Source organism: uncultured Pontibacter sp. (assembly GCF_947495565.1).
Taxonomy (GTDB): domain Bacteria; phylum Bacteroidota; class Bacteroidia; order Cytophagales; family Hymenobacteraceae; genus Pontibacter.
In genome coordinates, this window is record NZ_CANLZM010000004.1 from 61,275 (window position 1) to 74,187 (window position 12,913).

Sequence of the window (12,913 nt, forward strand, 5' to 3'; positions counted from 1 at the left end):
TTGAATGATCCGGTATAAACCTGCGGCAACTCAACTAAAAAGTAAGCTGCGCAATATGGACTAGCACAGCAGGGCTGGCTATGGGTTTACCGTATTATTTGGGAATTAAACTGCCAGCCGTGGCGGGTGCCACAGTACAAATGCGATGTGCTTTTCCGGCTGTTCTGCCAATTGCAGCGGTACAGCCTGCGGCTCGACAGGAATACGGAAAGCAAGTTGCAGCGCATCTTGGGTAACTATAAGCGAGGCACAGCAATTACAGGAACAGAAGATTGGGCAGGAGTCTTCATGAAAAGGGCTCTCGCCGGTAGTTTTAGCAGGATCAAGCAGGTGCTCGTGCTCATGCTGGGGTAGCACCATATCAGTGCACGGCTGCCAGACCATCCAAAGCATAAACAAAGACATCACTAACGCAGGTATCCGCATAGGGCAAATTTAAGACATCAACCTTTTTTTCATATAGCTAAACCTTATACAGAATTAATCTAAACAAAAGCAGTAATATTTTTATGGCTGATGATCAGGTATTTATAGTTTAAGAGTTGGGGGCATCGAAAAAAAGATGAAAATTTAAATATCCTCAGGCAACCACCTTGTGTGTACTTTACATCTTAAGGGTACAGAGCAACAGATGATGCTCTTGATAAATAGAAAACAGCTATAGAATAAACCTCTACAAAGCGTGACAGAAGCAGAACTGATAGCGGGATGCCAAATGGCAGACGGAAAGGCGCAGAAGCTCCTGTACGAGCGATTTGCCGCGCAAATGTATGGGGTTTGCCTACGCTACCTCAAAAACCAGATGGATGCGGAAGAAGCATTGCTCAACGGATTCATGAAAATCTTTAAGAACGTAGATCGTTTCGAGGGCAAAGGAAGTTTTGAAGGCTGGGTGCGCCGAATTATGGTAAACGAGGCGCTGGCTTTTCTGAGAAAGAAAGAGCCGCTGCACATAGCTATAGAAGACAGCTACATACAGGTGGCTACCACTTCCGGTGCAGACCAAGACCTGGCTGAAGGCGAGCTGCTGGAGCTACTCAAAACGTTACCCGCAGGCTACAGAGCGGTTTTTAACCTGTACGCAATTGAAGGATACTCACACAAGGAAATAGCTGATATGCTCGGTATTACCGAAGGAACCTCTAAGTCGCAGTTAAGCAAGGCACGACACATGCTGCAGCGCCGGCTGGAGGGACAAGAAGCTATAGCCGGTTAATGAAGGAGAAAGACAATGAAACCAGAAGACATAGACAAAATATTTAAAGAGGGCCTGGGCAACTCCTCGCCCACTCCTCCTGCCGATCTTTGGAGCCGTTTGCAGGAACGGATGGAGCCGGAGCAGGAAAAGCCTATAGTTTTAATGGTGCCAGAATCGGAGCAGAAAAATCGAGGCAAACAGCGTAACATGTGGTTCTACTCTTCTGTGGCTGCTACCTTATCGCTGCTGCTGGCGGTTGGAGTTGTGTTCTATAACATCAACACCGGCACTCCTGAAATAAGTGAAACCATTACTAAGTATGACCTTAAGCTGCCGGAAAGCCAACCAACTGCCGCCCCTATACTTATAGATGTGCCGCAAACTGCACCAGGAGAAAGTATGATGGCTCAGAACGGAGTTGCTGAAGAAAACCTCTCCTCTCAGGAAAAAAATCTTACACCTCAGGCAACCGCCGAAGCCAAAGCCGCATCTAACATTACAAAGCAGCCTGCAACTAAGAAGATGTTAGCTGAGGCAAGACCTAAAGCTTTACAGCAAGCAAGCCGAACTAACACAGCTGTAGAAAAGGAAACTAAAAGCGATGCGCAGACGGCCATCGCAGCAAACTTAACACCAGAAGCACCTGCCGCAGAGGCAGCTCCGGCAAAAGAACCTGCAGGTTTTGCCAAGGCCAATCTCAACGCTGAGCCAGTTGAAATTATCATTAAACGCGCTGTGGCCTCTCAGACTGCTATGCCAGAAGAAGTGCAGCAGACAGGCCGAAGCAGCAAGAAAACACTGGCTAAAAACATCTTCAAACAGGTGCGGAACCTTGCCTCCGGCGAAACCCTGGAGCTGGAGGAGCTGGGCATCCGGGCCGACCGGGTAGCTCTTGAAACACAAATCGGCAAACAGAAAATATCAAAAGTTATCAATCTCTAAACCCAAGATCATGAAACGGATTATACTACTCGTAATGGCCATTTGCATGGCTGCCGCTACCGGTGTGTCTGCTAAAGGCGGCTCCACCCTTAAAGAGCGCTTACAAACGTCTAACCAGGACACCATTGTGGTGAAAATGGCAAACGGCGCCAAGATGATCCTGCACCTGGAAAACATTCAGCAACTGCAGGCTTTCCAAAACTACAGCCTCGACTCCCTGATGCGCGAACTGACCAAGTATGTGGAGCGCGTAGACCAAATGGAGAGCTCCAACAAGGAATCCAAGGAGATGACTGTTACCTTTAACAAGCAAGAGGCGCAGGCTGGGCAGACGGAACAGGTAACCATCACAGTGCAAGAGCAGGATTCCATTAAAGGGCAAGGCACAAACAAAGAGACGCATGAAGTGCGCATCAATAAAAGCATTGTGATAAAGGTGGATGTGGAAGAAGACAATGGCAACACGAAAGTAAATGTGGACATGCCTTCCAAACAGGAGCGCGACAGTACCAGGGAAGCTAAAGAAGCAGAAAGCTATAAAGCCACACGCTTCGGTTTTGATATGGACTTAGGCTTTAACACCTTCACAGACATAGATAACACACCGGATCTGAAAGCCTGGGGCTCTCGCTACGTTAGCCTTAACTGGCGCCTTACCTCGCAGATAGGCGGCCGTAAAAGCCCGGTATACTTACTCTCCGGCCTGGAGTTCGCCTTTAACAACTATATGTTTGAGGATGATGTTCTGGTACAGGATATAGACGGAGTTACGGTTTTCTCCATAGACCCGGAAGTGAACTACGAGAAGAGCAAGCTCACCCACTCCTCTGTAAACCTGCCCCTGATGCTTATGCTGCAATCTAAGCGCGACAATGGCAAAGACGGTTTTACGATAGCTGCCGGCCCTTTTATAGGCTACCGATTGGGCAGCCACTCTAAGCTGAAGTTCAACGGCGATAAAGAAAAAGACCGTGACAGCTTTAACCTAAGCGATATTCAGTATGGCGCGGAAGGTGTGATTGGATACGGTTCTTTGAAGCTGTTTGGCAAGTATAACATGAACGACCTGTTTAAAGATAACCGTGGCCCAGAGACAAGTGTAGTGAGTTTCGGACTTCGCCTGTTCCTGTAGCAAAGATGTTGTTTGTTTAAGTTGAGTTTAAAGGAGGGGCTTTTGCAGGTCCCTCCTTTTTTTAGCTGTTGCGCATAAAGTTATCAATGATGATGGCTGTAGCCGTAGCCACGTTTAAAGACTCAGCACCTCCGAAAGCAGGAATTTTGATGAGTTGATTTACCTGCTGCGCTACCTCTGGCCGAATACCGTTCGCTTCATTTCCTAGCACAACAATACCTTCCGGCTTCAGCTGCATGCGGTGCAGATTGTTCCCACTCAGAGCCGCTCCGTAAATTTTATACTTGTAGGTGTGCTGCTGCAGCCAACCTGGTAAATCAAGATAATGCACCTGGATGCGCGTAAAAGAGCCCATTGTAGCGGAAATTACTTTGGCGTTGTAAAAGTCAGCACAAGTTTCTGAACAAACCACATGCTTCATACCATACCAGTCCGCAATGCGAATGATAGTGCCCAAATTGCCGGGGTCACGAATATCATCCAGGGCAATTACAAAATCATCCTGCTTTAGCTGAAGCGCCGGCAGCTGGCGCATACTGGCTACTGCCAGAGCGGCGTTATTACTCGAAAAGGAGCCGGCTTTTACCAGATCGTCCTCCTTCACCACCTCGTATTTCAAACCTTTGCTAAGCAAACCTGTATGTTCTGCAAGAAAGTGCTCGGTAACAAACAAATGCTGCAGCTTAAAGTCAGATTGAAGCAGTTCCAAAACACTTTTGGCTCCTTCCACTACAAAGGCTTGGTGTTGGTTGCGGTATTTTTTTACTTGCAACGATTTAATGTACTTTACAACTGCTTTTGATAACATAGCTGGTTACGCGTTTGAGATCACGATTATACATAGCTGCCCTGAGTTTTACAATGCTTGGCTTACATGCTTGCATCCCTACCAAGAACTTGGGCGAGAATGAGAAGCTGCTTGTAAGTATGGAGCCTAAGGGCTTGCAGACAGTAGAACCCACTGCCATTCAGAGCCTTTACCAGCAACAGCCTAACCGCATGGTGCTTGGTTCAACACCTTATCTGGCCCTTTACAATTTCGGTAAAAAGTTTTACGATCCGCAAAATATCCAGCAACGGATAGCGAAGCAGGAAAGCCGCATGGACCGCAAAATTGCAGAGGCAGGCACTGATACGCTTAAAATTAACAAACTACGCGATAAGTTTAGCAACCGGATAGATCGGCTGAAGGACAAACTGCAGGAAGGTAATTTTGTGATGCAGCTTGGTGAGCCTCCCGCCATTTATGACTCCCTGCGCATGCAGGACACGATGGACCAAATCGATATTTACCTCAACTCCAAAGGGTATTTCAACCATAATATAGACTATACCAAACAAGTAAAAAAAGACAAACTTGTTTACATAGATATAAATATTGAGGAGAATCGGCCTTATAATTACGCCGAGCTAAGCTACGATATCAAAGACCCGAGAATACTGCGGATCGTGAAGGCCACAGAAAACCGCTCGCTCCTACAGTTAGGCGAAAGGTATGACGAGGATCAGCTGACCAAAGAGCGGGACCGTTTATATGAATTGCTGAAAAACCGTGGCTACTATGATTTTGCCCGTGCCTACATAGCGTTTGATGTAGATACCAGCTACGCTCAGAACACAGCGCGCGTCAAAACTATAATTGAAAGCCCGGAGCAGGACTCAACTCACAAGGTGTACACCATTAAAAATGTATACTTTAAAACAGATGCCGACAGGTTTGGCATACCCCGCGATACGCTTGTTTACAATAGCATCAAGTATGTTGCTTATGATCATAAGTACTCTCCGCTGATACTTGATAAAAAAGTAGATATATACCCTGGCCAGCGGTACAGCCAGTTTCGGACACTCACCACGCAGCGTAAGCTTGCAGATCTGGATGCTTTTCAGTTTAACAACGTGTTCTATAACAAGGTACAAGCTCCCACAGACTCCACCTATGAGTTAAATGCTTTGGTGAATGCCCTGCCTGCTAAAAAATTCCAGGAAACGGCAGAGTTGGGTATGAACTTTACAGAGAAAAGGCCTGGTCCATTTTCTAGCCTCTCGCTGCGGGTGCGCAATGTATTTGGCGGAGCTGAAAACCTGGACTTCGGCATCAGGGGCGGTATTGAATACCAGGCCAGCCTTAGTGATGCAGGTGAGGCCGTGATGATCAAAGAGTTTGGCCTTAATTCCTCCTTGTCGTTTCCGGTTATACTTTTTCCGTTTACCAACAAGAACCTGCTTTCGGAGTTTAGCCCGCGCACGCGTGTGTATACTGGCTACAACAGCGAAGACCGGCAGGAATACATCCGCTCTACCTATGAACTTGGCCTTGACTACATTTGGCAACGGTCTCGCAACCCGCTGCAGCCGCCAATTATGCAGTTTATTTTCTCGCCGGTCAACTTTAACATTGTGCAGGGCGAGATACTGGATACTGACTTCAGGAGCAGACTGGAAAATAACAGTACAGGCAGCCGTTCTCTGTTAGGCAGTTTTGATGACGGTATCATTTCTTTCGTCGGCTTCAATTTTATCTATAACACAAATGATATTACCCAGACCCGGAATGCCCGCTATTTTCGTACGCTTGTGGAGCTGGGCGGGCTGTCAAAGGAACTGGGGCTAAACTTAGAAATTAATGACCTTCGGACATACCAGTATGGGCGCATTAACCCGGATTACCGCCGTTATATACCTTTAGGCGGTCAGCGCTTTTTTGTTTACCGTGTCAATGCAGGTGTTGCCTCTCCCATGTTCAGCGGCAATACAATTCCTTACGACAAGTTTTTCTTTGCAGGTGGAGCATCCAGTGTCAGAGCATGGCAGTCGCGGCGGCTCGGCCTTGGATCTTATACTTCTCTAACGGTAACTGAAGATAAAGAAGGCAATAAACAGATTGTCAGGGATTTCAACATAGAGCAGCCTGGTGAGGTACTGGTGGAGGCAAACGTAGAATACCGCTTTAATATGTTCAGCTTTATAAACGGCGCTTTGTTTGTGGATGCAGGCAATGTTTGGTTGTTAAAGCCAGATACGATTAGGCCCGGTGCTGACTTTCAGTTTAACCGCTTCTATAAAGAGCTTGCTGTAGGTACAGGCTTTGGCCTTCGTTTTGACCTCTCCGTGCTTATTCTGCGCTTCGACTTTGCTACCAGAGTGTATGACCCAGCTGCTTACAAAGAAGACCGGTTTGTGCTTCCCAACTTCAACCTAACTGATTTCTTTACCCAGGATAGCTATCAAAGCACCCTACAGATTGGTATTGGCTATCCTTTTTAAATTGATCATTGCCGGTTATTCCAACAACAGAGTTTGACCGGGTGGAAGGTTGCCACAACTTAATAGTTGAATTCTGTTTCAATATAAGTACTTTAAGATCACAAGTATTAAAACAGAAAGCCCCGCTAGGAGTAGCGGGGCTTTCTGTTTTAATACTTGTCTAAGCTTAATAGTTTAGCAGTTCCTTTAGTTTGGCAGCTACTTTATCGGCATTTGGCAGCATTTTTTTCTCCAGCTCCACGTTAAGCGGAATGGCAGGCAAATTGGCCGCACCCAAAGTATAAATCGGTGCATCCAGTTTTTGGAAGCAGTCTTTAGACAGCCTGCCAGCCAGCGATTCAGCGAACGAGTTCATCAGTGGCTCCTCTGTCAGGATTAACGCTTTGCCATGTCGTTCTACAGATGCTTTAACAGTTTCGTAATCAAGCGGGTTAAGCGTACGCAGGTCAACAATCTCTATACTTCCAGGATACTGTTTAGAAGCTGTTTTTGCCCAGTATACTCCCATGCCGTAGGTAATAACAGTCATGCTGTTGCCCATTCGCATCTCTTGCTCATCCGCCTGCTGCACAACATTGGCTTTGCCCAAAGGCAGAATGTAATTCTCGTCCGGCTCAATTGTTTTGGCATCCTCAGTGCCGGGCACCTTAGACCAGTAAATACCTTTATGCTCCAGCATCACAACAGGGTTCGGGTCCAGGAAAGCTGCTTTCATCAGGCCTTTCATATCAGCCGCATTGCTTGGGAATACTACTTTTATGCCACGGATATTGAGCAGCGTAGATTCTATACTTCCGGAGTGATAAGGTCCGCCGCCACCATATGCGCCAATCGGCACCCGGATAACTGATTGAATCGGGAATTTGCCGTTGCTTAAGTAGCAGCTCTTAGAAAGCTCCTCAACCAATTGGTTGATACCTGGCCAGATATAATCGGCAAACTGGATTTCTACAATGGCTTTAGCTCCCACTGCAGACATGCCTGCTGTTGAGCCTACTATGTAAGCTTCCTGAATAGGTGTGTTAAAGACGCGGGCATCTCCATACTTTTTAGCTAACAGCGCCGCCTCCCGGAACACGCCTCCCAGTTCGCCGCCCACATCCTGGCCGTAGAAAAGTGCCTCTGGGTACGACTTCAGGATATCCTCCACAGCGTGTAGAGCAGCATCTACCATAATTGCCTTCTCTGCTCCCGCCGGGCTGCGTTCTCCTTTTTCCTCGGTTACAGGTGTCGGAGCAAACTCGTGGGTATCAAAAGTTTCCGGGTCAGGATTTGGGGCATCCAGAGCACGTTTATAATCTTCGGCAACCGTGCGCATTGCCTCTTGTTCCAGCAGCTTTACTTCATCCACGCCTAAGCCTGCTCCTAAAAGCACTTCACGCAGCTTTGGGATCGGGTCGTCAACGGTGTGCTGCTGCAGGTTGTCTCCGCGGTACCATTCTCTGCGCACACCCGATGTATGGTGGCCCAGCAGCGGCACCTTGGCATGTACTAGTATGGGTCTTCTAACCTTACGAGCGTATTCTATAGCAACGCGCATTCCTTCATAAGACTCTTCAAAGTCAGAGCCGTTTACCCGAAGGCGCTCCATACCTTTAAAGCCAGCGGCATACTCAAAGGCATCCATGGCACGCATTTCTTTGCCTGTGGCCGATATACCCCAATCATTGTCTTGTATCAGGTAGATGATCGGAAGCCCCTTTAAAACAGCCATCTGGAAAGCCTCCGCTACTTCACCTTCCGTTACCGAACCATCACCAAGCGAACAAATCACGATAGGTTTCTCATCTCCCTGCAGCAAACCCTGTCCTTCCAGGTAGGCCACACCATGCGCCATACCTGTGGCAGGAATAGCTTGCATGCCCGTTGCAGAGCTTTGGTGCGGAATTGTCGGGAAGCCCTCTCGCTTCAGCGACGGGTGCCCGTAATAAGTACGCCCGCCACTGAAAGGGTCATCGGCTTTGGCCATCAGCTGCAGCATGAGTTCGTAAGGCTGTAAGCCCATCCCCAGCAGCATGGAATCATCGCGGTAGTAGAGCGAAGCGTAGTCGTAAGGCTTGAGTTGCATGGCCGCTGCCAGCTGTATGGCTTCATGTCCGCGCGATGTGCTGTGCACATACTTGCTACAAATCGCCTTGTTCTCTTCGTAAGTATCTGCCAGCGTTTTGGCAGTAATCATCAGTCGGTAAGCCGTTTTGAGTAGTTCCAGATCGAGTTTGGTGGCTTCCAAGGTATCTTTAGACATAGGTTGCTTTAAGGTTTGCCCGAAGTTACAAATTTTAAGAATTAAGTAAAATACGGAATGGGTTCGGCAATGCGCCTAAGAATCGGTATTTTTGCCAAAATTTCAGTGTCACAAGACTTCAGCCTTGGAACAAAAGAAATTTTGAAGGCCAGAGCTGCTTTATACTTTGTACTAAGTCTATTTTCTTGTGCCTAACGTCTAAAATCATACTTCAAGCATCTATAACAATGTTCAGAGAAAAAGTTGAGGCGTTTATGCGCCAGTTTCAGTCAGACCTTTGCCATGCACTTGAAACCTGCGACGGTGGCGCTACCTTCAGCTCCGATGTATGGGAGCATGAGGGCGGCGGCGGCGGCAACTCCCGTGTTATAGAGGGCGGAACGGTTTTGGAAAAAGGAGGCGTTAACTTTTCTGCTGTTCAGGGCGAGCTTTCACCGCAGTTCCTGAAGGCGCTGCAAATGCCTGATCCGCGTTATTTTGCCACAGGTGTATCGGTAGTTATGCATCCGCACAGCCCCATGGTGCCTATTACGCACATGAACGTGCGCTATTTTGAGTCTGGAAACGGACAAGCGTGGTTCGGAGGCGGCATAGACCTGACCCCAATTTATGTAGATGTGAAGCAGGCGCGCGAGTTTCATGAGCAGATGAAGGCTGTCTGCGATAAGCACCATCCAAGCTATTACACAGAGTTTAAAAAATGGGCGGATGATTATTTCTATAATGAGCACCGGGACGAGACACGTGGCGTAGGCGGCATTTTCTTCGACAGGTTAATGGCAACCGACGAGATAAGCCTGGAAGACCGGTTTGACTTTGTGCAGGATGTGGCTTACGCTTTTATACCTTTCTATACTTCTATCATGAACCAGAACCGCGAGTTGCCTTACGGAGAGCGTGAAAAGCAGTGGCAACTGATCCGTCGCGGGCGCTACGTGGAGTTTAACCTGGTTTACGACCGAGGCACCAAGTTCGGGCTCCTGACAAAAGGCAGAATTGAGTCTATCCTGATGAGCTTGCCAACACATGCCTCCTGGGTATATAATTTTAAACCTGAACCAGGGAGCCCCGAAGAGCAGACAATCAATTATTTAAAGAAGGATATTGACTGGCTTAACGAAGGCAAGTAATGATAGAGGCACTGGAGCAGCTGGATAAGGATGTTTTTGTTTACCTGAACAATATGCACAGCCCTTTCTGGGACGCGGTGATGGTGTTTGTGTCCGAGAAGCTGGTATGGATTCCCTTTTACGTGGGCCTTATTGGTTACTTGATTTGGCGCTACCGCCGGCAAAGTATACCCATGCTGCTGCTCGTGGTTATTGCCATCGGCTTAGCTGATTTTATTGCCTCCGGTCTCATGAAGCCATACTTTATGCGTCTTCGCCCTTGCCACGACCCTACCCTTTCCGAGCTGATAAATATTGTGGAGGGCTGCGGCGGCAAGTATGGTTTTATCTCCTCGCATGCAGCCAACACGTTTGCGCTGGCAGTTTTTTTCAATTTGATACTTTCAGACCGTTACCTGATTTTTAAAGTGGTGCTGGTGGCCTGGGCGGTGGTGGTAACGTATAGCCGTATCTACCTTGGCGTTCACTTTCCGGCTGATGTAATGCTGGGGGCACTTTTAGGTGCTGTTTTAGCTTTCATAGCCTCTCTGGTTTACCGTCATTCAATAAAGCGATACAGCTACTTCAGAGGCTAAACCTTTCCCGGCAACTGCTGTTAAACCATAATTAAAACAGCGAACGTATTGCGGAGCTTCATCTACTATTTCATTACCCTTTTGGGCTTGCTATGCCTGCAACCAGCTGTGGCACAGTCTGTTTACACGCTGTCAGGGCGTGTGCTGGATGCGACATCCGGTGAGCCGCTTCCGGGAGCCGCTGTGGTGCTAAAAGAGAGGCCGGCTGCCGGAGCCATTACAGATGCCTCGGGCAAGTATAGCTTTGCCGCTCCGGAAGGTATGTACACGCTCACTATCAAATACATCGGATACAAGACCTTCGAGCAGCCGCTGCAGCTAAATCAATCCCTTAATTTAACCACCCGATTAAACTCGGCAGCCTATCAGGTGCAGGAAGTGGAAGTTGTGGCCGCACGTAAACCTCCGATTAATGAAACCGCCGCCATGGGCCAGCTGGAGCTGCCGCTGGAGACGCTCAAAACGCTTCCGGTTATTTTCGGGGAGGTTGACATACTGAAGACTATTCAGCTGATGCCAGGAGTGAAATCTGCTGGAGAAGGCAGTACAGGCTTTTATGTGCGGGGTGGAGGTGCCGACCAAAACCTTGTCCTGCTTGATAAAGCCACCGTTTACAACCCGGGCCACCTTTTTAACTTCTTCTCCGTTTTTAACAGCGACGCTTTAGACAACACCACGCTTATCAAAGGGAACATGCCCGCTCGGTACGGAGGCCGCCTTTCCTCTGTGCTGGATATCGGCATGAAAGAAGGAGATTTCCAGAATTTCAGAGCTGATGGCGGCATCGGCCTAATCTCTTCCAGGCTCTCTGTGCAAGGCCCTTTAGTGGAAGACAAGGCATCATTTATACTTTCAGGTCGGCGGACGTATGTGGATGTGCTGCTGAATCCGTTTCTGAACAATAGTGAACAAGGCGGTGTGCCTTACCACTTTTACGACCTCAACGGCAAACTAAGCTTTATACTTTCTGATAAAGACAGACTGCACCTGAGCGGGTACTATGGCCGTGACGTAGGAGAATTTACGCTATCGGATGGGCGCTTCGATGCTGATTTTTTTTGGGGCAATTCCAGTGCAACCGCCCGCTGGAACCATACTTTTAGCAATAAGTTAGAAATGGACGTGTCGGGGGTGCTGAGCAAGTATGACTTTGAGTTTGGCTGGGATTTTGGCGGATTTGCCACCCTTGCTGAAACAGGTGTGCAAGACTATACCGCTATGGTGGACTTCAACTATAAGCCGAACGCTCGCCACCACCTGCAGTATGGCCTGCATTATACCTATCATAAACTGCGCCCCAGATCAGGTGAGGCGGAAAGTGCCAATGGCGAAATCTTCGGAACGGATCAATTGAGAACCAAGTATGGCCATGAGTATGCTTTTTACTTTTCAGATGATATACATCTAACAGACAGACTACTGCTTAGCCTTGGCTTACGAAACAGCTACTTTACCCAGGTGGGGCCATTTACGTTATATCAATTCAACGACAACCAGTTTGCGACGGATTCTGCTACCTACGGGCGGGGCGAAAAAGTGAAAACCTACCATGCCTGGGAGCCGCGTGTATCCATGAAGTATGATTTAAGTAAAACAGCCTCCCTAAAAGCCGCTTATACTCAATCTGCCCAGTACCTGCACCTGGTTTCCAATGCCTATACTACCTTGCCGCTAGATGTGTGGGTGCCTAGCTCGGCACTGGTAGAGCCCCAACGAGCCACACAGTATGCCTTGGGTTATTTCAAAAGTATAAAAGATAACCAGTATGAAGGCTCTGTGGAAGTATACTATAAGGAACTGGAAAACCAGCTGGAGTACAGAGAGGGTTTTGCGCCTGGCCCAAGCAACCGCGATTTGGAATATGAGTTTGTGAGCGGCAGCGGCAGATCTTATGGTGTGGAGCTTTTCCTGCGTAAAAACTATGGCAATTTACAAGGCTGGTTTGGCTATACCCTTTCCCGCACCACCCGCACTTTCCCTGGCCTTAATGACGGCGAGCTTTTCCCGGCGCGTTATGACCGTCGGCACGATTTGTCTGCCGTGGCCAGTTATAAGTTAAACGAGCGCTGGATATTTGGAGGAAGCTTTGTGTATGGCACCGGCGAGGCTACTACTTTACCAATGCGGCGATACTTGCTGGAAGGAACGGTAAACTACCAGTACGGAGATCGGAACAGCTTTAGAATGCAGCCAACGCACCGCTTGGATCTTTCAGCCACTCTGCAGGGCAAGAAGTGGAAGAACATAGAAAACAGCTGGACCTTTTCAATTTACAACGTGTATGGCCGCAAAAACCCATACTTATACTACATAGATAATGAGGGCAGCGCCTATGAGGGCAGCGTGAAGCTTCAGGCAAAAAAGGTATCTATCGTGCCATTCCCGTTACCCTCTGTTACCTTAAACTTTACCTGGAAGTAAAAT

10 protein-coding genes are annotated in these 12,913 nt (G+C 48.1%); 7 read left to right on the forward strand and 3 right to left on the reverse strand.

What is annotated here, in order from left to right; all coding sequences use genetic code 11:
- Positions 1–105 precede the first annotated feature (105 nt).
- On the reverse strand, positions 106–426 hold the full coding sequence (locus tag Q1B04_RS06545; RefSeq protein ID WP_299757080.1) for a hypothetical protein: 321 nt from the start codon (positions 424–426) through the stop codon (positions 106–108).
- Positions 427–682: 256 nt separating this feature from the next.
- Here Q1B04_RS06545 and Q1B04_RS06550 point away from each other — a divergent pair, with 256 nt between their 5' ends.
- The 3 genes from Q1B04_RS06550 to Q1B04_RS06560 are packed head-to-tail and all read left to right on the forward strand — an operon-like array spanning position 683 to position 3,272.
- Entirely contained in the window at positions 683–1,216 is a 534-nt protein-coding gene (locus Q1B04_RS06550) for a sigma-70 family RNA polymerase sigma factor (RefSeq protein ID WP_299757083.1), read from the forward strand.
- Positions 1,217–1,231: 15 nt separating this feature from the next.
- On the forward strand, positions 1,232–2,140 hold the full coding sequence (locus Q1B04_RS06555; protein ID WP_299757085.1) for a hypothetical protein: 909 nt from the start codon (positions 1,232–1,234) through the stop codon (positions 2,138–2,140).
- Between the two features lie 10 nt (positions 2,141–2,150).
- Complete coding sequence (locus Q1B04_RS06560; protein WP_299757087.1) at positions 2,151–3,272, forward strand: outer membrane beta-barrel protein; 1,122 nt, start codon at positions 2,151–2,153, stop codon at positions 3,270–3,272.
- Positions 3,273–3,333: 61 nt separating this feature from the next.
- Here Q1B04_RS06560 and Q1B04_RS06565 read toward each other — a convergent pair whose 3' ends face one another.
- Positions 3,334–4,080, reverse strand: a complete 747-nt coding sequence (locus Q1B04_RS06565) for an RNA methyltransferase (protein ID WP_299757089.1) — start codon at positions 4,078–4,080, stop codon at positions 3,334–3,336.
- A gap of 53 nt (positions 4,081–4,133) precedes the next feature.
- On the opposite strand from Q1B04_RS06565, the gene Q1B04_RS06570 reads away from it, so the two are divergent.
- On the forward strand, positions 4,134–6,539 hold the full coding sequence (locus Q1B04_RS06570; protein WP_299757092.1) for a BamA/TamA family outer membrane protein: 2,406 nt from the start codon (positions 4,134–4,136) through the stop codon (positions 6,537–6,539).
- Positions 6,540–6,705: 166 nt separating this feature from the next.
- Here the strand turns inward: Q1B04_RS06570 and Q1B04_RS06575 are convergent, their stop codons facing one another.
- Complete coding sequence (locus Q1B04_RS06575) at positions 6,706–8,784, reverse strand: alpha-ketoacid dehydrogenase subunit alpha/beta (protein ID WP_299757094.1); 2,079 nt, start codon at positions 8,782–8,784, stop codon at positions 6,706–6,708.
- A 227-nt stretch (positions 8,785–9,011) separates the two neighbouring features.
- Between Q1B04_RS06575 and hemF the strand changes: the two genes are divergently transcribed.
- The 3 genes from hemF (at position 9,012) to Q1B04_RS06590 (ending at position 12,910) form a co-directional block, all read left to right on the forward strand.
- Positions 9,012–9,914, forward strand: coding sequence for an oxygen-dependent coproporphyrinogen oxidase (hemF, locus tag Q1B04_RS06580; protein WP_299757097.1), 903 nt, complete (start codon positions 9,012–9,014; stop codon positions 9,912–9,914).
- Positions 9,914–10,489 carry a phosphatase PAP2 family protein gene (locus tag Q1B04_RS06585; RefSeq protein ID WP_299757099.1) on the forward strand — a complete coding sequence of 192 codons (576 nt, stop codon included), beginning with the start codon at positions 9,914–9,916 and terminating at the stop codon, positions 10,487–10,489. The genes hemF and Q1B04_RS06585 overlap by 1 nt, the downstream gene beginning before the upstream one ends.
- A 108-nt stretch (positions 10,490–10,597) precedes the next feature.
- Positions 10,598–12,910, forward strand: a complete 2,313-nt coding sequence (locus tag Q1B04_RS06590; RefSeq protein WP_299757101.1) for a TonB-dependent receptor — start codon at positions 10,598–10,600, stop codon at positions 12,908–12,910.
- Positions 12,911–12,913: the final 3 nt, after the last annotated feature.

What these genes read in the sequence shown, in the direction of transcription:
- Q1B04_RS06560 (WP_299757087.1), top strand. Translation starts at nt 2,151, where the DNA reads ATGAAACGGATTATACTACTCGTAATGGCCATTTGCATGGCTGCCGCT.
- Q1B04_RS06555 (WP_299757085.1), top strand. Translation starts at nt 1,232, where the DNA reads ATGAAACCAGAAGACATAGACAAAATATTTAAAGAGGGCCTGGGCAAC.
- Q1B04_RS06570 (WP_299757092.1), top strand. Translation starts at nt 4,134, where the DNA reads ATGCTTGGCTTACATGCTTGCATCCCTACCAAGAACTTGGGCGAGAAT.
- Q1B04_RS06585 (WP_299757099.1), top strand. Translation starts at nt 9,914, where the DNA reads ATGATAGAGGCACTGGAGCAGCTGGATAAGGATGTTTTTGTTTACCTG.
- Q1B04_RS06565 (WP_299757089.1), bottom strand. Translation starts at nt 4,080, where the DNA reads ATGTTATCAAAAGCAGTTGTAAAGTACATTAAATCGTTGCAAGTAAAA.
- Q1B04_RS06545 (WP_299757080.1), bottom strand. Translation starts at nt 426, where the DNA reads ATGCGGATACCTGCGTTAGTGATGTCTTTGTTTATGCTTTGGATGGTC.
- hemF (WP_299757097.1), top strand. Translation starts at nt 9,012, where the DNA reads ATGTTCAGAGAAAAAGTTGAGGCGTTTATGCGCCAGTTTCAGTCAGAC.
- Q1B04_RS06575 (WP_299757094.1), bottom strand. Translation starts at nt 8,784, where the DNA reads ATGTCTAAAGATACCTTGGAAGCCACCAAACTCGATCTGGAACTACTC.